The organism is Streptomyces sp. a15 (genome assembly GCF_059026085.1).
The window spans coordinates 24537-42430 of the sequence record NZ_JBWLKM010000062.1; the positions used below are offsets into that span (position 1 = coordinate 24537).

20 protein-coding genes and 1 tRNA gene are annotated in these 17894 nt (G+C 70.4%); 14 read left to right on the top strand and 7 right to left on the bottom strand.

Features of this window, described 5'->3' with window-relative positions; genetic code table 11:
• Positions 1-59: 59 nt before the first annotated feature.
• The 9 genes from AC5P09_RS38400 to AC5P09_RS38440 all read left to right on the top strand — a co-directional run bounded on the left by AC5P09_RS38400 (position 60) and on the right by AC5P09_RS38440 (position 5333).
• The gene (locus tag AC5P09_RS38400) at positions 60-254 is read left to right on the top strand and encodes a hypothetical protein (protein ID WP_307675917.1); all 195 of its coding nucleotides are present in this window, start codon (positions 60-62) and stop codon (positions 252-254) included.
• A gap of 359 nt (positions 255-613) precedes the next feature.
• The gene (locus AC5P09_RS38405) at positions 614-1153 is read left to right on the top strand and encodes a tRNA adenosine deaminase-associated protein (RefSeq protein ID WP_493878354.1); all 540 of its coding nucleotides are present in this window, start codon (positions 614-616) and stop codon (positions 1151-1153) included.
• A 56-nt stretch (positions 1154-1209) separates the two neighbouring features.
• Positions 1210-1635 (top strand): tRNA adenosine(34) deaminase TadA, encoded by a 426-nt coding sequence (gene tadA / locus AC5P09_RS38410; protein ID WP_493878325.1) that lies wholly within the window; start codon positions 1210-1212, stop codon positions 1633-1635.
• Between the two features lie 75 nt (positions 1636-1710).
• Positions 1711-1795, top strand: a tRNA-Ser gene (locus AC5P09_RS38415).
• Between the two features lie 90 nt (positions 1796-1885).
• Entirely contained in the window at positions 1886-2062 is a 177-nt protein-coding gene (locus AC5P09_RS38420) for a hypothetical protein (RefSeq protein WP_493878326.1), read from the top strand.
• 12 nt (positions 2063-2074) lie between these two features.
• Positions 2075-2368 (top strand): Dabb family protein, encoded by a 294-nt coding sequence (locus tag AC5P09_RS38425; protein ID WP_266436983.1) that lies wholly within the window; start codon positions 2075-2077, stop codon positions 2366-2368.
• 162 nt (positions 2369-2530) lie between these two features.
• Positions 2531-3406 (top strand): RNA polymerase sigma factor SigF, encoded by an 876-nt coding sequence (locus tag AC5P09_RS38430; RefSeq protein WP_493878327.1) that lies wholly within the window; start codon positions 2531-2533, stop codon positions 3404-3406.
• Positions 3407-3683: 277 nt separating this feature from the next.
• Positions 3684-4565, top strand: a complete 882-nt coding sequence (locus AC5P09_RS38435; RefSeq protein ID WP_493878328.1) for an RNA polymerase sigma factor SigF — start codon at positions 3684-3686, stop codon at positions 4563-4565.
• Between the two features lie 54 nt (positions 4566-4619).
• On the top strand, positions 4620-5333 hold the full coding sequence (locus AC5P09_RS38440; RefSeq protein ID WP_493878329.1) for a hypothetical protein: 714 nt from the start codon (positions 4620-4622) through the stop codon (positions 5331-5333).
• Positions 5334-5374: 41 nt separating this feature from the next.
• Here AC5P09_RS38440 and AC5P09_RS38445 read toward each other — a convergent pair whose 3' ends face one another.
• Complete coding sequence (locus tag AC5P09_RS38445) at positions 5375-5572, bottom strand: hypothetical protein (protein ID WP_266436974.1); 198 nt, start codon at positions 5570-5572, stop codon at positions 5375-5377.
• 195 nt (positions 5573-5767) lie between these two features.
• Between AC5P09_RS38445 and AC5P09_RS38450 the strand changes: the two genes are divergently transcribed.
• The 3 genes from AC5P09_RS38450 to AC5P09_RS38460 all read left to right on the top strand — a co-directional run bounded on the left by AC5P09_RS38450 (position 5768) and on the right by AC5P09_RS38460 (position 9747).
• On the top strand, positions 5768-6301 hold the full coding sequence (locus AC5P09_RS38450; RefSeq protein ID WP_493878330.1) for a MarR family winged helix-turn-helix transcriptional regulator: 534 nt from the start codon (positions 5768-5770) through the stop codon (positions 6299-6301).
• 85 nt (positions 6302-6386) lie between these two features.
• Complete coding sequence (locus AC5P09_RS38455) at positions 6387-8840, top strand: MFS transporter (protein WP_493878355.1); 2454 nt, start codon at positions 6387-6389, stop codon at positions 8838-8840.
• Positions 8841-8925: 85 nt separating this feature from the next.
• Complete coding sequence (locus AC5P09_RS38460) at positions 8926-9747, top strand: YceI family protein (protein ID WP_493878331.1); 822 nt, start codon at positions 8926-8928, stop codon at positions 9745-9747.
• Between the two features lie 233 nt (positions 9748-9980).
• Here the strand turns inward: AC5P09_RS38460 and AC5P09_RS38465 are convergent, their stop codons facing one another.
• The 3 genes from AC5P09_RS38465 to AC5P09_RS38475 all read right to left on the bottom strand — a co-directional run bounded on the left by AC5P09_RS38465 (position 9981) and on the right by AC5P09_RS38475 (position 11907).
• Complete coding sequence (locus tag AC5P09_RS38465) at positions 9981-10370, bottom strand: hypothetical protein (protein ID WP_493878332.1); 390 nt, start codon at positions 10368-10370, stop codon at positions 9981-9983.
• Positions 10371-10433: 63 nt separating this feature from the next.
• A complete protein-coding gene (locus tag AC5P09_RS38470; RefSeq protein ID WP_493878333.1) occupies positions 10434-11132 on the bottom strand; it encodes an ANTAR domain-containing protein in 699 nt (232 codons plus the stop codon).
• Positions 11133-11184: 52 nt separating this feature from the next.
• Positions 11185-11907, bottom strand: a complete 723-nt coding sequence (locus AC5P09_RS38475) for an ANTAR domain-containing protein (protein WP_493878334.1) — start codon at positions 11905-11907, stop codon at positions 11185-11187.
• Between the two features lie 221 nt (positions 11908-12128).
• Here AC5P09_RS38475 and AC5P09_RS38480 point away from each other — a divergent pair, with 221 nt between their 5' ends.
• Positions 12129-12482, top strand: coding sequence for an STAS domain-containing protein (locus AC5P09_RS38480; RefSeq protein ID WP_493878335.1), 354 nt, complete (start codon positions 12129-12131; stop codon positions 12480-12482).
• Positions 12483-12526: 44 nt separating this feature from the next.
• Entirely contained in the window at positions 12527-13003 is a 477-nt protein-coding gene (locus AC5P09_RS38485) for a PPOX class F420-dependent oxidoreductase (RefSeq protein WP_307675931.1), read from the top strand.
• Positions 13004-13098: 95 nt separating this feature from the next.
• Here AC5P09_RS38485 and AC5P09_RS38490 read toward each other — a convergent pair whose 3' ends face one another.
• The 3 genes from AC5P09_RS38490 to AC5P09_RS38500 all read right to left on the bottom strand — a co-directional run.
• Positions 13099-13872, bottom strand: coding sequence for a TetR/AcrR family transcriptional regulator (locus AC5P09_RS38490; RefSeq protein WP_493878336.1), 774 nt, complete (start codon positions 13870-13872; stop codon positions 13099-13101).
• A 145-nt stretch (positions 13873-14017) separates the two neighbouring features.
• A complete protein-coding gene (locus AC5P09_RS38495; RefSeq protein ID WP_493878337.1) occupies positions 14018-15550 on the bottom strand; it encodes an MFS transporter in 1533 nt (510 codons plus the stop codon).
• 126 nt (positions 15551-15676) lie between these two features.
• Positions 15677-17894: glycosyltransferase family 39 protein (locus AC5P09_RS38500; protein WP_493878338.1), on the bottom strand; the 2218-nt coding region annotated here is incomplete at its 5' end.

Here is a 17894-nt window from a genome sequence, read left to right on the forward strand (position 1 = left end):
TCGGCATCAAACCCCCCATCAGGGGGAACGTGGAAAGGACGTACCAGGGTGGTGTACCTATGCCTGACCTGCCTGACCGCGACACCCGACAGGACGCGTCGGCCGAACGGACCGACGCCGAGCGCCGACGCCGCCGCGCCCAGTTCCTGCGCGACCTCGCCGAGGCCCGGGAACTGCGGGACCGGGTCCAGCCCCGCCGCGCCAAGACGGCCCGCCTGCGGCACGCGATGCGGATGCGGACGTTCCGCTGGTAGACGGGTGCCGGTAAGGCCCCGGTAAGCCCTCGGCAAGGGCAGGGACACGCCGACCGGGCAGCCGAGTTGGAAGATCGCGGGGCCGTCGCGCGTTGTGCGGGTGGCCGTGCGCGGACGCTCAAGAAGGCCGCGTACGATCCGCTGTTGGCGGCAACGAGTGCGCTGGTGAGACCTCGACGGGCCCTCGGCTGCCATGAGATCGGCGGCAGCCGGACACACAGGGAGCCGAAGACGTCCCCTGAGCGCCATGTTTCTGCCACGATTCCGAGTGGGTGGGCTCGGAGCACAGCTCTCCCCGCCCGCAACCTCCGCCGGGGGGACCCCCAACCGGCACGCCTATGACCAGTGGGAGAGTCACGGTGTACTTCGCCGCACTGCTCGCGCGCACCGAAGACGGGTGGGAAGCGAGCGACACAGAGCTCGACGATGTGGAGACCCTGTCGGATCTGGCCGACCTGGCCCGGGAAGCCTCTCCCGACGAGGACACGGTGCTCGTGCTGATCGAGCAGGAGGACGCCTGGTTCGGCGTCGTCCGCATCGACGGTGAGGAGGACCCGCGTATCTACGTCTCGGACGCCGCAGCCGCCGCCCGCAGTTCGTACGGCGAGATCCTGCTCACCGACGAACTGCTCGGCAGGGATCCGGACGACGACGAGCCCGACCTCGACGCCCTCGACCTCGACGGCACCGAGGACGGCGAGGACGAGGATGAGGACGACGAGGAGGAGGCAGCGACCGCCGGCCCCGGCGAACTCGTGCCGCACGGCCCCGTCGGCGACATCCAGATCCTGGACGACCTCGGCGTCAGCGAGAAGGAGCTGAAGTCGCTGTCTCAGGACGCGGTCACCGAGATCGCCGAGGCCCTCGGCGCCTCGGAGGTCCTGGAGGCCGTCCGCTGACCTCACCGACCGCGGGAACGACACCCGACCCGGTACGCGACCGCTGGCGGGCCGCGATGCGGCTCGCCCTGGACGAGGCCGGGCGGGCCGGCCCGGACGTGCCGGTGGGCGCGGTCGTACTGGGCCCGGACGGCACGACCGTGCTCGCGGCCGGACACAACGAACGCGAGGTCACCGGCGACCCGACCGCGCACGCGGAGGTGCTGGCGATCCGCCGGGCCGCAGCCGAGCTGGGCGAATGGCGGCTGACCGGCTGCACCCTCGTCGTGACGCTGGAACCCTGCACGATGTGCGCGGGCGCGATCGTGCAGTCCCGTGTGGACCGGGTGGTCTACGGCGCCCGCGACGAGAAGGCGGGCGCGGCCGGCTCCCTCTGGGACGTCGTCCGCGACCGGCGGCTCAACCACCGCCCCGAGGTGATCGAAGGCGTGCTCGCCGAAGAGTGCGCCGGGCTCCTCACCGACTTCTTCCGTTCCCGCTGACGGGCGTCGTGAGCCCGGGAGCGGACCGGGAAACGGATTTCAAACCACGCCGCACCTTGCTGTAAGGTCTCCCTCGGTAGCGTGTCCGAGCGGCCGAAGGAGCTCGCCTCGAAAGCGAGTGTGGCGCAAGTCACCGAGGGTTCAAATCCCTCCGCTACCGCTTCAGAAGGGCCCCGTCGTCAGACGGGGCCCTTCGTGCGATCATGTGCGCTCGTCGGCGCAACAGTGACAGGGGAACAGGGAGGCCGCGATGGCGGTGAATGCGAAGAAGGTCGCCGTCTACGGTCTCGTGGTCTTCGTGCTCTACGTGATCATCACGGACCCGGAGAAGGCGGCCGACTACGTCCAGATAGCCTTCGAGGGCATATCGGACGCCGCCAAGTCCATCGGTGACTTCTTCACGTGGCTCGCCGACGGGGCCAAGTAGCTGGGAGCGCACATGATCCGCCACCTCGTCCTCTTCAAGCTCAACGAGGGCGTCGAGCGCGACGACCCGAGGGTCGTGAAGGGCGTCGAGGCCTTCCGCGCACTCGACGGCAGGATCCCCGAGATCCGCTTCTGGGAGCTGGGCTGGAACCTCAGCGACCGCCCCATCGCCTACGACTTCGCCATCAACTCCGGCTTCGACGACGTGGCCGCGCTGCGCCGGTACGTCGAGCACCCGGACCACCAGGCGGGCGTGACCCTGTGGCACGAGTTCGCCACCTGGGTGATCGCCGACTACGAGTACTGAGCCCTCGCCTCTGTGAGCCCTCCGCCGGAACGGCGGGGGGCTCTTTCGCGTCTTGTGCACCGATCCTTCCCTCAACACGGCGTTATGGGGTGCTTGCACACAGTGCACATGTCTTGTGATGCTATGACCGCTTTTGACGGATGAGTTGATCGATGAAGTCCGATGCAGACCGATGAAGAGGTGGCGTTGACCGTGTCGGCCAGTACTGCGCCGCCCCAGGAAGTCGTCGAGGTCGTCGAGGTCGTCGAAGCAACGCCGGCCGCACCCCAGCGCAGCCGCGGCGCCGACACCCGGGCGCTCACGCAGGTGCTCTTCGGCCAGCTCAAGGGCATGCAGCCGGGCACGCCGGAGCACACCCGGGTGCGCGGGGCGCTCATCGAGGCCAACCTCCCGCTCGTGCGCTACGCGGCCGCCCGCTTCCGCTCCCGCAACGAGCCGATGGAGGACGTCATCCAGGTCGGCACCATCGGGCTCATCAACGCCATCGACCGCTTCGACCCGGACCGGGGCGTGCAGTTCCCGACGTTCGCGATGCCCACCGTCGTCGGCGAGATCAAGCGGTACTTCCGCGACAACGTCCGTACGGTCCACGTTCCGCGCCGGCTGCACGAGCTGTGGGTGCAGGTCAACGGCGCGACCGAGGACCTGACGACCGCCTTCGGGCGCACCCCGACGACCGCCGAGATCTCCGAGCGGCTGCGCATCACCGAGGAGGACGTGCTGTCCTGCATCGAGGCCGGACGGTCGTACCACGCCACCTCTCTGGAGGCCGCCCAGGAGGGCGACGGGCTGCCGGGGCTGCTGGACCGGCTCGGCTACGAGGACCCGGCCCTGGACGGCGTGGAGCACCGGGATCTCGTACGGCATCTGCTGGTGCAGTTGCCGGAGCGGGAACAGCGAATTCTGCTGCTGCGCTACTACAGCAATCTCACCCAGTCACAGATCAGCGCGGAACTCGGCGTCTCCCAGATGCATGTCTCGCGGCTACTCGCGCGTAGCTTCCAGCGACTGCGTTCCGCGAACCGGATCGACGCCTGATCGACGCCTAATCGAGTAAAGGATCGAGTCGTCACCGGCAGGGCTGAATCGCTCACCAGCGCGGATCCCGGCCTTTGTGCTCCGAAATACCGTCAGACCCCCTTCATCCAGGGCGTATTCGCGTCTCGCATGTCGACATGTCACTACAGCGTGTTGCCGACATGTGACATTCTGCCGGAAGAGCGTTTGCCGTGGCTTCGGCTCCGGTATTCAGGTGAAGGCTGATGTTCCTCGACGGAGCGTTCGCCGTACCGTCCCGCGACCCAAAGGGGGTGGCATGTCCGCAGACCAGGGCAGCTCGAAGGTGCTCACGCTCACGAAGAGCGAGCCCGCGCCCGCGCTCGACGACGTAACGGCCGTCGAGGCCGCGCCGGCCCCGGCCCTCCCGACCTCGGGAGCTCTCGACACACGCACCCTGTCCCGCTCCCTCTTCCTGCGGCTCGCCGCACTCGACGAGACCAGCCCCGAGCGCGCGTACGTACGGGACACCCTCATCGAGCTCAACCTCCCGCTGGTGCGCTACGCGGCCGCCCGCTTCCGCTCCCGCAACGAGCCGATGGAGGACATCGTCCAAGTCGGCACGATCGGCCTGATCAAGGCGATCGACCGCTTCGACTGCGAACGGGGCGTCGAGTTCCCGACGTTCGCGATGCCGACGGTGGTCGGCGAGATCAAGCGGTTCTTCCGCGACACCTCCTGGTCGGTCCGCGTCCCGCGCCGCCTCCAGGAACTGCGGCTCGCCCTCACCAAGGCCAGCGACGAGCTCTCCCAGAAGCTGGACCGCTCCCCGACCGTCCCCGAACTCGCCGTCGTGCTCGGCGTTTCGGAGGAGGACGTCGTCGACGGCCTCGCGGTCGGCAACGCGTACACCGCCTCCTCGCTCGACTCCCCGGCACCGGAGGACGACGGCGGCGAGGGCTCCCTCGCGGACCGCCTCGGCTACGAGGACACGGCTCTGGAGGGCGTGGAGTACCGGGAGTCGCTCAAGCCCCTGCTGGCCAAGCTGCCGCCCCGCGAGCGCCGGATCATCATGCTGCGGTTCTTCGCCAACATGACCCAGTCGCAGATCGGCGAGGAGGTCGGCATCTCCCAGATGCACGTCTCCCGGCTGCTGACGCGGACGCTTTCGCAGCTGCGGGAAGGCCTGATCTCGGACTGACGGAAGCTCCGCACGAGGCTTCCTATTTGACGGGGTGTCAGCCACCATGGCGCGATGCTTCGAGCGACACGTTCCGGATGGACACATGGCCGTCGGGGCGCCCTGTTGGGCGCGTCGGCGGCCGTCGTCTGTCTGGGCGCGGTGCTGGCCGCGTGCGGGGGCGGAGGTGGTGGCGGTTATGTCGCCACGGGCGCGGCGGGCGGTCCGCCCCCGGGCTCCGGTACGGCGGTGGCGCCGACGGGTGAAGTGACGCTGGTACCGCTCGACGAGACGCCGTCCGGCCCCGACTCGCCTGCCGTGCGCACCCCTTCGGAGAGTGCCGGGACCACCCTCCCGGTCGGCCCGAGGGAGGGCAGCGGCAGCCCGCCCGCGCCTTCGGCCGAGGGCGCCAAGTCCGGTCGTACGACGGCCGGTCCATCGGTGTCATCGACGCCCACCGTGCGCCCCACGGCACCGAACGGCCCCGCCGCACTCCGCGTCGGCGAACCCGTGCGCCAGGCCACGGACAAGCGCTGGTGCGAGGACGTGACCCTCGCCCTCCACAACACGGGGCAGAGCGCGGTGCGTTCGGGCACCGTGACCTTCGGGACGCACGTCATCGGCGCACTCGGTGTCGACTGGGCGACGATCGAGTCCGCCGAGAAGCTTCCGGTGCCGATCGGGGCCGGCGTGCGCAGGGAAAAGACCTGGACCGTGTGCGTCGACGCCTGGCGCGTGCCGTGGGGCATGCATGTGGAGACGCGGGACGTGTCCGTCCAGTGGAAGTAGTCCAGGGGGAGGAGGGCCTGGCCCCGCTCGCCCTGCCTGCGTTACTTCAGCGCCAGCCAGGCCACCGCCGCGACGATCACCACCGCGGCGACGATCCCGATGATCAGGCCGAGGCGGGGACCGCCCGATGCTGCCGCCTGCTGCTGCCGGCCCTGAGGGGCCTCGTCGACGAACGCGCGGAACATCTGGGTGCTGCCGGCGGGGTCGTGGTTGCCCTGGGGGCCCTGCGTGTTAGCCATGCCCCGAGACCCTAGCGAATCCGGGGGTGTGGCCCAAGTGCGGGCTCCGGGTCCGCACCGCATCCCCTTACCTGTGTGTTTACGTTCGTAATACTTGCCTTTGCCAAGTTTTTGGCCGCGACCACCCCCTTCTCGTTTGCCTGTAACAACCAACCACTTCTATGGTTGCCCTAAGCAACGAATACGGGAGGTGTGATGGCCGAGCAGGCGCAGTACGAGGAGCTGATCCGTCAGTTCAGCGCCTTCGGCGCTGTGAAGAGGGAGTTGGGGCGGATCATGCCGTCCGACTGCCCGAGCGGCTCCGCCGCCGTGCTGACGCTGCTGGGCCGCCACGGGGACATGCGCATGAGCAAGCTCGCGGAACTGCTCGCCGTGGACATGTCGGTCACCAGCAGGCATGTGGCCCATGTGGCCGAGCGCGGCTGGATCGACCGCTCCCCCGACCCGGCGGACAAGCGCTCCCGCATCCTGCGCCTCACCCCCGAAGGTCGCGCACAACTGGCGGAGATGTCCCGGCGGACCTGCCGGATGCTCGCCGAGCGGCTGAGCGACTGGAGCGACGACGAGGTGGCCCAGCTGACCGTGCTGATGGCACGGCTCAGGGCCAGCTTCGACGACTGCCGCGTCCCGCACGCCCCGCACGCCCCGCTCCCCTCCGACACCGAGCCCCGGCCACCCACCGCTCCCGTGCTCGAGCAGTCCCCCCGTACACCCGCGACCACCACGTAAGAGAAGGAAGCCCATGGCAACGACCACACCAGCCGGTGTGCGGGCTCACGCCAAGCACGGAGGTGGGTCCTCCGACGGCGCGCCGATGACGCACCGGCAGATCATGGAGGCGCTGTCCGGGCTGTTGCTCGGCATGTTCGTCGCGATCCTGTCGTCGACCATCGTCACCAACGCCCTGCCCGAGATCATCGGCGACCTGGGCGGCGGCCAGTCCGCCTACACCTGGGTCGTCACCGCCGCGCTGCTCTCCATGACCGCGGCCACGCCCCTGTGGGGCAAGCTCTCCGACCTGTACAGCAAGAAGGCGCTCGTCCAGATCGCCCTGATCATCTATGTGCTGGGCTCGGCGGCCGCCGGGCTCTCGCAGAACGCCGGCATGCTGATCGCCTGCCGTGTCGTCCAGGGCATCGGCGTGGGCGGGCTCTCCGCCCTCGCGCAGATCGTGATGGCCGCGATGATCGCCCCGCGTGAGCGCGGACGGTACTCCGGCTACCTCGGCGCGACCTTCGCCATCGCCACCGTCGGCGGCCCGCTGCTCGGCGGTGTCATCACGGACACCAGCTGGCTCGGCTGGCGTTGGTGCTTCTACGTCGGTGTGCCGTTCGCGGTCATCGCGCTGATCGTGCTGCAGAAGACCCTGCACCTGCCCGTCGTGAAGCGGGAGGTGAAGGTCGACTGGGGCGGCGCGTTCCTCATCTCCGCCGCGGTCTCGCTGCTGCTGGTCTGGGTCACCTTCGCCGGTGACAAGTACGCGTGGCTGTCGTGGCAGACGTACGCGATGGTCGGCGGCTCGGTCGTGCTCGGGCTGCTGTTCGTGCTCGTCGAGTCCAAGGCCGCCGAGCCGATCATCCCGCTGCGGCTGTTCCGCAACCGCACCATCACCCTGTCCTCCATCGCCTCGCTCTTCGTGGGTGTCGCGATGTTCACCGGCACGGTCTTCTTCAGCCAGTACTTCCAGCTGGCCCGCGACAAGTCCCCGACGATGTCCGGTGTGATGACCATCCCGATGATCGGCGGGCTGTTCCTCGCGTCGACGGTCTCCGGGCAGGTCATCACCAAGACCGGCCGCTGGAAGGCCTGGCTGCTCGCGGGTGGTGTGCTGCTGACGGCGGGGCTCGGTCTGCTCGGCACCATCCGCTACGACACCGAGTACTGGCACGTCGCGATCTTCATGGCGCTGCTCGGCCTCGGCGTCGGCATGATGATGCAGAACCTGGTGCTGTGCACGCAGAACCAGGTGGCCCCGTCCGACCTCGGCGCCGCCAGCTCCACGGTGACGTTCTTCCGGTCCCTCGGCGGTGCGGTCGGCGTCTCGGCGCTGGGCGCGGTCATGGCCAACCGGATCACCGACTACGCCAAGGACGGCCTCACCACCCTCGACCCCAAGTACGCGGCCGCCGCCGCCAGTTCGAGCTCCAGCAGCAGCATCCCGGACATGGACAGCCTGCCCGGTCCGCTGCGCACCGTGATGGAGAGCGCGTACGGCCACGGCATCGCGGACGTCTTCCTGATCGCCGCGCCGCTCGCGCTGCTCGCCTTCCTCGTCACGCTGTTCATCAAGGAGGTCCCGCTGCGGACCTCGGGCGGGCTGGCCCAGGCCGCTGCGGCCAAGGCCGAGACCGAGGTTCCGGTGGCCCCGGCCGCGGTCGAGGCCCCGGCCGGGGAGAGGATCCCGAGCCGGTCCGCCGTCGCCGAGACGAGCACCGAAGCCGGTCCGCAGGGCACGCAGAGGCTCACGGCCGTCGCCACCATGGAAAGGGAGTCCGCACCGGTGTCCGGTGGAATTCCGGTCCACGGCCATGTCCGCGGCGCCGAGAGCGCGCCCGTCCCGCAGGCCGCCGTCACGCTGATCTCGCTGGGAGGACGCCAGCTCGGCCGGTCGGTCGCGCAGGCCGACGGCTCCTACGCGGTGGACGCGCCCGGTACCGGGTCGTACGTCCTGATCGCCTCCGCCGACGGGTTCCAGCCGCAGGCGTCCACCGTGGTCGTGGGCGACGAGCCGGTGCCGTACGACATCCTGCTCAGCGGCACCAGCGGGCTCGGCGGGGTCGTGCGAGCCGCGCAGAGCGGGCTGCCCGTCAAGGACGCCATGGTGATCGTGACGGACGTGCGCGGTGACCTGCTGGCCACCGTCTCCACCGGCGAGCAGGGCGAGTTCTCCTTCGCCGAGCTGATTCCCGGGACGGTGACCGTCGCCGTGAACGCCGCCGGGTACCGGCCGCGTGCCCTGCCCGTCGAGGTCGGCGGCACCGGGGTCACCCGGATCGAGGTCGACCTCGACGCCGGAGCCCAGCTCCAGGGTGTCGTACGGGCGCCGCACGGTCCCCTCGCCGACGCACGGGTCACGCTCGTGGACGCGGCGGGCAACGTGGTCGGCACCGCCACCACCGGGTCGGACGGGGCGTATGCCTTCACCGACCTGGACGGCGGGGACTACACCGTCATCGCGACGGGGTACCCGCCGGTGGCGACCGCCCTGACGGTCGACGGCCGCGGGGTCGACGACCACGACATCGAACTCGCGCACCCCGGCGAGTAGTTCAGCTCCGGCCCGTGGCGGTGTGCGCGCTCTGAGCGGAGGTGCGCACCCCCACGGGCCGGTCTCTTGTGAGGAGTTGCCCACGATGGGACTGACCGCGAAGATCCGTACGCGGGACGGATGGGCCGTGTCGCACGCGGTCGTCACGGTGACCGACATGACCGGCTCGCAGGTGCTGCGTGCCGAAGCCGACGGGGACGGCGTCGTGCGCGACGCGACCGCGCTCACGCCGGGGGCGTACACCGTCATCGTCACCGCGGTCGGGTACGCGCCCGCCGCCGCGAGCGCCCTCGTGACCGCGAGCGGGCGGGCCGAGGTCGGCACGGTGACACTGGCCCGGCAGGGCGGCACCGAGCTGCCGCCGCCGGGACCCTGGACCGTCGACCCCGCGCACTCCAGTGTGGCCGCGGTGGCCCAGCACCTGGGCATCTCCAGCGTGCACGGACGGTTCACCGACTTCGCGGCCTCGATCGAGGTCGCCCCCGACGACGTGACCAAGTCCCGGGTGGAGGCGGTCATCCGGGCCGCGTCCATCGACACCGGCAACGGCATGCGGGACACCCACCTGAAGTCCGCGGACTTCCTCGACGTGGAGCGCTTCCCGGAGATCACCTACCGTTCCGCGGGGCTGACGGCGGCCGGTTCCGACCGCTGGACGGTCCACGGAGAGCTGGCGCTGCACGGAGTCGTACGCCCGGTCGACCTGGACCTGGCCTACCTCGGCACCGGATCCGACCCGTGGGGCGGCACCCGGGCGGCCTTCCGGGCAACGGCCCAACTGCGGCGCGAGGACTTCGCCATGGACTACAACCAGGTCGTCCAGGCGGGCATCTCGGCCATCGGTACGACGCTCAAGGTGGAGCTGGACATCCAGGCGGTGCAGGGCGATTCGCTCCCGCAGGCCTAGGGCCTGTCCGGCGGATCAGGTCGCAGGAAATCGGCGGCGCCTAATCAACGCAGGTGAGCGGGGTCTGGTGCGTCCAGCTGCAAGGCGGAGGAGGGCGTCGACGCGACGGGGGTCCCCCCGCGCGAGGTTGTTCGAGCGTGGGGGAGTCGACAACCGACGACAACGCCGCAGATGGGCGCACCAGACCCCGCGTCTGCGGCATGATCCGCCGGACAGGCCCTAGCCGCGCCGGGTCACATGAGGCCGACGATGCGGGGCGGCGCGAACAGATGGCGGGCCCGGTGCTCCTCGGCCGCCATCACCGCGCCCGGCAGCAGATCCGGCGACCGCTTCTCCAGCCGCTCCACGGACGCCTGGTGGTCGGCGCAGGTCTCGCACGCGGGGTCCCAGTCCGGCAGGGACTCGCGGTGCGCGTCGGCGAGGTGCCGGCTGAGGTCGGTCTGCGTGGCGACGATGCTGTCCGTGACGTCCCAGTCGACGCCGGGATCCTCCGCGGTCAGCCCGGCGATGACGGCCTGCACGTGCTTCATCGCCTCGTACCGGCGGATGCACTCGGCGCAGTCCCACATCCAGGCGGGTGGCAGCGGCCACTGTTCCTCGGGGTTGAGCTCTTCCGCGCTCATGCGGCTCACGCTAGGCGGTGCGGGCGGGGCCCCGCAGGTGTCCGGGCGAACTGCCGGAAGGCGTCAGGGCCTGCGGCCGTCGCCGCCGCTCACCCGTGCCACCAAGTCGGTGCACAGGTCCCGGAGTTTGACGTTGTGGTCCATGGAGACGCGGCGCAGGCGTTGCAGGGCGATGCGGGCGTCGATCCGCTCCTGGGCCATGAGGATGCCGATCGCCTGGTCGATGACGCTGCGGGAGAGCAGGGCGGTGCGCACGTCGGCGGTCGACTCGCGGCGGCGCTCGACGCGCAGGGCGACGTTGATCGCGTCGCCCACCCGGGCGGCGAAGGCCCGGGCCGCGTCCCGGCCCCGGCCCAGCGCGCCGCTCTGGACGCCGTAGAGGTTGAGGGCGGCGCCTCTCTCGCCCTCGACGTCGATCGGCAGCGCCAGCACACAGCACACGCCGGCGGAGAGGGCGTACGACGTGTAGGTGGGCCAGCGCGTCTCCGTCTCCAGGTCGGGGGCGTACTGCTCGGCGTTGGTCTCGGCGGCCTCCACGCACGGCCCCGAGCCGTTCTCGTACTGCCGCTGGTCGAGGCCGCTGGGCAGACCGCGGCTGCCCGCCAGGGTCAGCAGGCGGTCGGCCCGGCGCACGGTGATGCTGCAGGCGGCGGCGCCGGGCACCGCCTCGACGGCACGGTCGGTCAGATCGCGCAGCAGCGTGTCGAGGCCGCTGCTGCGCACGATGGCCATTTCCAGCGTGTCGGGCGTGTCAGGGCTCATGGACGTACGGTTATCCCGTCAACGCCCGTTAACGCCTGGCCGCTCCGGCCGCTCATGGGGTGTTGTTCGCATCGACGATGCGGCGGGCCAGGTCGCGCAGCTTGACGTTCTCCCGCTGCGAGGCCTTGACCAGGGACTCGAAGGCCTCCGCCGCGTCCATGTCCATGCGCTCCATCAGGATCCCGGTGGCCTGTCCGATCAGGTCCCGGGTGCGCATGGCCTCCGTCAACTGCTCCCGTACGGTCGCGGAGTCGAGGGCGAGACTGACGTGCGCGGTGAACAGGCGGCCGATGCGGACGCCGGCCTCGTCGAAGGCGCGCGGCTTGCGGGCGTACGCCGTGAGCACGGTGAGGCGGCGGCGGTCGGCGCGCAGCCGCAGCGACAGCGCCGAGCGCAGGCCCAGCTCCGACAGCACGGTCCCGCCGTCGTCGGCCTCGCTGTCCTCGACCCGCAGGACGGGCGCGGTCCACAGGCCCTCCCAGTACGGGTCCTGCTCGCGGCCCGGGTGCCCGGACTCGGCCGCGCGCACGACCTCGTCGGTCCAGGCGACCGTACGGCGGTGCTGGGTGCGCTCCATGACGGAGATGCCCGCGTGCTCGGCGCCGGGCAGGATGTGGACGGCCAGCCGGACCGCGGCACGCATCGTGCTGTGCGGAGTGATGGTGTCGTGCAGTTGCTGAGCCGCCACCGTCAGGGCTTCCGCCAACTCGAAACCGGCAGGAAAACGGGGCAAATCAGGAAACTCGGACGCAGCCACCACGAACCTCTTCGGCATGCACGACCGACGGCCGTGCGCAGGAGAGCTCCGCAGCACATTCCCGACTGCGAGCACAGGACGGACAGCACTTTATCTGCTCTGTTGCGTCGAGGTGACGCCCGGCTGAAGCCGGGGCGCAGGCACTTTCGGGCGCCCTCGTCCGCGTGATGCAATGGGGGGCGACAGGTCAGGAAGTGGCCTCCCCGGAATCCGGACGGACGTCTGCCAGGTGAGTTGCCGTGACCTTCATCCCGAATCCGTGCGAGCTGCGTGATCTGCCCGGCTGCACCGTGATCGCCCTGCCCCCGGAGATCGACCTCTGCAACGCGGAGGACCTGTACCACCGCATCATGTCCGCCGCGGACGCCCGCGCCGACCGCCTGCGGCTGCTGGTCCTGGACCTCACCGGGACCCACTTCATGGACTCCCAGGGCGTCCGACTCGTCGACGAGGTGCGCCGCGTCCTCCAGCCCCGGACGCGGGTCCGGGTGGTGGCAGCGCCCCACGGGGTGGCCTGCCGCGTCCTGGAGCTGACCGGGGTGCGGCGGGACGTTCCGGTGTACGACAACCTCGCCGAGGCGCTGGAGAGGTGAGCCTGCGTCCCGGGCGCGGCGGCCCGGAGTCCTAGGCTGGGCCCATGGCACCGAACATCGCGACCAACACGGCCGTATCACTGGACGAGCTGCTGGACTTCGTACGACCCCGGCACCACGCCATCCTGCTCACCCGCCGGTCCGACGGCAGCCCCCAGGGCTCGCCGCTGACCTGCGGGGTCGACGACTCGGGACGGATCGTCGTCTCGACCTACCCCGAGCGCGCCAAGACCCGCAACGCCAAGCGGGATCCCCGGGTCAGCCTCATCGTGCTCAGCGACGACTGGGACGGGGCGTGGGTCCAGATCGACGGCACGGCCGAGGTCATCGACCCGCCCGAGTCCGTCGAGCCGCTCGTGGAGTACTACCGGAACATCGCCGGTGAGCATCCGGACTGGGACGAGTACCGGGCGGCGATGCTGAAGCAGGGGAAGTCGATCATCCGGGTGACGCCGGAGCGGTGGGGGCCGGTTGCCACCGGCGGTTTTCCGGCTCGGCTTGCTTCGGGGGACGGCGCCTAGGAGCTCGGGGGGTTCTGTTGTCGGGCGGCTGCGGGTTGTGTGGGGTTGCTCGCGCCCACGCGGCGGAGCCGCAGAATGTCACAGCCCCGCGCCCGTTAGGGCGTTTGGTCATCGGCCCTTTTCACCATCGCCTCGATTCCCGCCACCAGCAGGTCCAGGGCGAACTGGAAGTCTCGCTCCATCATCTCCTGGACCGTGTCGCCGCCTCGGGCCTCCATGATCTCCGTCGACTCCTGGATGACCTCGGTGGCGCCCGGGAACTTCGTGACCTCGTTCACGGCGGACCGGAAGTACTCGTCCGGGGTCATGCCGGTGTCCGTCACGCGGCTGTAGAAGTGGCCCTCGAGCGTGCCGTAGCCGTAGACGAACTGGAAGACGGCCGAGATGGCCCCGGTCAGCCGGTGCACGGGCAGACCTGTCTTGCGGATGACCTGCTGGACGACCCGGGAGAAGGCCAGGTAGTTGGGGCCGATGTTGAGGAAGCGTCCGGCCAGCGGGGACAGCCAAGGGTGGCGGACCAGCATGGCCCGGTACCCCTGGGCCAGTGTGCGCAGTTGGCCGCGCCAGTCCTCGTCGGCCGCCGGATCCGGCAGCTCCAACTCCCGCATCACCGCGTCCGTGGCGAGTTCGAGGAGGTCGTCCTTGGTGTCGACGTACCAGTAGACGGACATCGCCGTGACGTTCAGCTCGGCGGCCAGCCGCCGCATGGAGAACTTGGCCAGCCCCTCCGCGTCCAGCAGCCGCACGGTGACCTCGGTGATCCGGTCGCGGTCGAGCCCGGAGGGCTGCCCACCGCCCCGCCCGCCGCGACGCGCCCTGCCCTCCAGCCACACGCTGGTCCGCGCCGCCGCCCGGGCCGTCTTCGCCATGGCGCACCTTCCTAGACTTACTAATTGCCGGTCATGCTAAGCGCCCCTCCAGGGGCGCGGGGCTGTGACATGTGCGGCTCCGCCGCGTGGGCGCGATCAGCCACAACGGACCCGCAGCCGCCCGACAACGGAACCATCCGAGCTCTTAGGCGGAGTCTGCCCGCTCTGCCCTGCGCAGCAACGCCGCCGCGACCACCCCTCCAAGCAACACAGCCACCGCCCCCACCAACTGACTGCTCTCCAGCCCGGAGGCAAACGCATCCGTGATCCGAGCCTTCTCCTCAGCCGACCCCGCCGAGGCAAGCGCGGCCGGCAACGAGGAAGCCGCTACCGGAATCAACGCGGCGAACCTGGAGTTGAGCACAGCCCCGAGCACCGCAACCCCCAGCCCCTGCCCGAACTCCGCCACCGTGCCGTTGATCCCCGCCCCGACCCCGGCCTTCTCCGGCGGTATCGCACTCATGATCGCGTGCGCCATCGCAGGGCTGGCGATCGCGGCCCCCGCACCGATGAGCAGCAACCCCAGCAGCGTCCCGCCATAACCCCCGGAGGAGATCGTGGCGATCGAGGCGAGGCCCGCCGCCATCACCGTCATGCCCAGCCCGATCGACACGGGAGTGCCCAGCCTGGTCGACCACTTCGCCGACACACCGGTGAAGTTCAGCGCCACGATCACCAGGGCGAGCGGTGCCGTACGCAGCCCCGCCTCCAGGGGGCCGTACCCGAGGACGAACTGCATGTGCTGGGTGAGCAGGAAGAGCGACCCGCCCATGCCGAAGGTGATCAGTACCGCGCCGGCGACCGCTCCCGTGAAGCGCTGGTTCCTGAAGAAGTGCATGTCGAGCATGGGGTAGGGGATCCGGCTCTCCCAGTACCCGAAGGCGGCCAGCACCACGACCGCCACGGTCGCCGTCATCAGCACCCGGCCGGAGGTCCAGCCGTGCTCCGGCCCGGAGATGATCGCGAACACGAGCGAGGCCATGCCGATGGTCGACAGGAGGGCGCCCAGCAGGTCGGGCCGGTCGCCCTGCACCGGGGGTCCGGGGGTCGTCCCCCGGGAAGTTGCAGCCTTGGACTCGGGGACGAGTGCCACGACCGCCACCAGGCCCAGCGCCGCGACCGGCAGGTTGATCAGGAAGATCGCTCCCCACCAGAAGTGGTTCAGCATGAAGCCGCCGATGAGCGGTCCGGTCGCGAACCCCAGCGAGTTCACCGCGGCCCAGATGCCGATCGCCCTCGGCTGTTCCTCGGGGGCGAAGATCTGCATCGCCACGGCGAGCGTGGTGGTCATCAGCAGCGCGCCGCCGACGCCCATGCCGGCCCGCGCCGCGATCAACTGGGCGGTGGAGTCCGCGAGGCCGGCCACCAGCGAGCCCACGCCGAACAGGACCAGTCCCGCCACCAGCATCTTCTTGCGGCCGTAGCGGTCGGCGGCGCTGCCCGCGGTGAGCAGCAGGCCGGACTGCACCAGCGAGTACGCGTTGATCATCCACTGGATGTCGGAGGTGGCCGCGCCCAACTCCCGGGTGAGGGAGGGGATCGCGACGTTCAGGACGGTGTTGTCGAGCAGCACGGTGAGCTGTGCGAGGCAGATGACACCGAGGATCAGCCAGCGCTGGGGGTGGCCGCCCGTCTGTTGCGTCTGCGCAGGGGTCTGTTCCTGGGGGGACGTCGTCATGCTGTACACCGTAGAACAGTTCCTATACGGCGTACAACGGAGATACAGAGATACGGGGAAGGGCGGTGGCCGCGGCCACCGCCCTTCCCCGCCGATCCGGTCCTTTACGCCTCTGCTACGCCTCTGCTACGCCTTCTGCGTCAGGTCGTAGAACGTGGCCGAGCCGACCGTCACCTTCTTGAAGGTGGCCTCGACCCAGGTGGTGATCTGCGAGGACGTGCCGTCGCTGCTGCCGCCCATGCCGCCGCCGGTGCCCGACGAGATGAAGTAGTGGATCTTGCCGTCCGTCACGTACTGCTTGAACTGGGCCAGCGTCGGCGACGGGTCGGTGCCGTTGAAGCCGCCGATCGCCATCACCGGGTCGCCGGTGGAGAGCTGGTAGCTCGCGGCGTTCTGGGCGCCGATGGCCGCCGCGGCCCAGGTGTACTGGTCGGCGTCGGTCTCCAGCAGCTTCTTGGCCTCGTCGGTGACGGTGGCGCCGTTGAGCAGACCGCCCATGCCTCCGCCGCCGCCCATGCGACCGCCGTCGCCGGTCCGGCCGCCGCCGGGGACGCCGTTGCCCTGCTGGTTCTGGCCGGGCGTGCCCCCGCCGGGGAACGTACCGGTGCCGCCGCCGGGCGTGCCGCCCTGCGTGTTCCCGTTGCCGCCCTGCGTGTTCCCGTTGCCGTTCTGCTGGTTCTGGCCGCCGCCCGGGAAGCCGCCGCCCATGCCGCCACCGCCGGGAGCGCCGCCCCGGCCGCCCATCATGCTGGCGCCCGCCGGACCGGCCGTCGGGATGGAGCCGGTGTGCGCGGAGTTCACCGTGCTCAGCGTGTACGCCGCCGGGCCGGCCAGCGCGGCCACGATGCCCAGGCCCGCCGCGGCGAGCGCCAGCTGCCGGCCGAGCCTGGCCACGAAGACCAGGCCGAGCGCGGCGACCAGACCGCCGATCAGCACCAGCCACTTCAGCCAGGGCAGGTAGTCCGGGGTGCGGTTGAGCAGGACGTATCCCCAGGCGGCGCCGGCCACGACCGCGGCCGCGAGCGTGAGGGACGCCCACATCTCGGACCGCTTCTCCCACAGGGTCGCCGAGCCCATGCCGACGACGGCCGCGATGTAGGGAGCGAGGGCGATCGTGTAGTACTGGTGGAAGATGCCCGCCATGTAGCTGAAGACCACCATGGTGACCAGCAGCGAGCCGCCCCACACCAGGAACGAACTCCGGGTCACGGACGTCCGCTTGAGCCCCCGGGTGGCCACCAGACCGGCGACCAGCAGGATCAGCGCGGCGGGCAGCAGCCAGGAGATCTGGGCGCCGATCTCGGAGTTGAACATCCGGTCCCAGCCGGTCTCGCCCCACTGTCCGGTGCCGCCCGCGCCTCCGCCGCCGCCGACGCTGCCGGTCTCCTCGCCGTTGATGCGGCCGAGGCCGTTGTAGCCGAAGGTCAGCTCCAGGAAGCTGTTGTTCTGCGAGCCGCCGATGTACGGGCGGGACGACGCCGGCCACAGCTCGACGATCGCCACCCACCAGCCGCCGGCCACGACCATCGCGCCCGTCGCGAGGGCCAGTTGGCCGAAGCGCTTCTTCAGGTTCACCGGCGCGCAGACCGCGTACACGATCGCCAGCGACGGCAGGATCACGAAGGCCTGCAGGGTCTTGGCGAGGAACGCGAAACCGATCGCGACACCGGCCCACACCAGCCACTTCGTACGGCCGTCCTCCAGGGCACGGACCACGAAGTAGCAGGCCAGCGCCATCAGCAGCGCCAGCATCGCGTCCGGGTTGTTGAACCGGAACATCAGCGCCGCGACCGGAGTGAGCGCGAGCACGGCGCCCGCGATCAGACCGGCCCCGGGGCTGAACCGGCGGCGCACGGAGGCGTAGACGACCGCGACGGTGCCGACGCCCATGAGGACCTCGGGCGTGAGGATCGTCCACGAGTTCAGGCCGAAGATCCGGGCCGCGATCTCCATCGGCCACAGGAAGGCCGAGGGCTTGTCGACGGTGATGGCGTTGCTCGCGTCCAGCGAGCCGAAGAACATCGCCTTCCAGGACTTGCTGCCCGCCTGGACGGCCGCCGAGTAGAAGGAGTTGGAGTAGCCGGAGGCGCTCAGGTTGTAGAGGTAGAGCGCGGCGGTCGCGAGCAGCAGGCCCAGGAACGAGGGGCGCGCCCAGCGCGGGTCCTCGGGCCGGCCCCGCCACAGTCTGCGGACGAAGGGCTGCTTGGGCTCACCGGACTCGGGGGCCGGCGGAGCCGGGGGAGCCGGGGGAGCGACCGGCTCGTGAACGGCCGTATCGGTACCGGCCGTATCGGTACCGGCCGTATCGGTACCGGCCGTATCGGTACCGGCCGTATCGGTACCG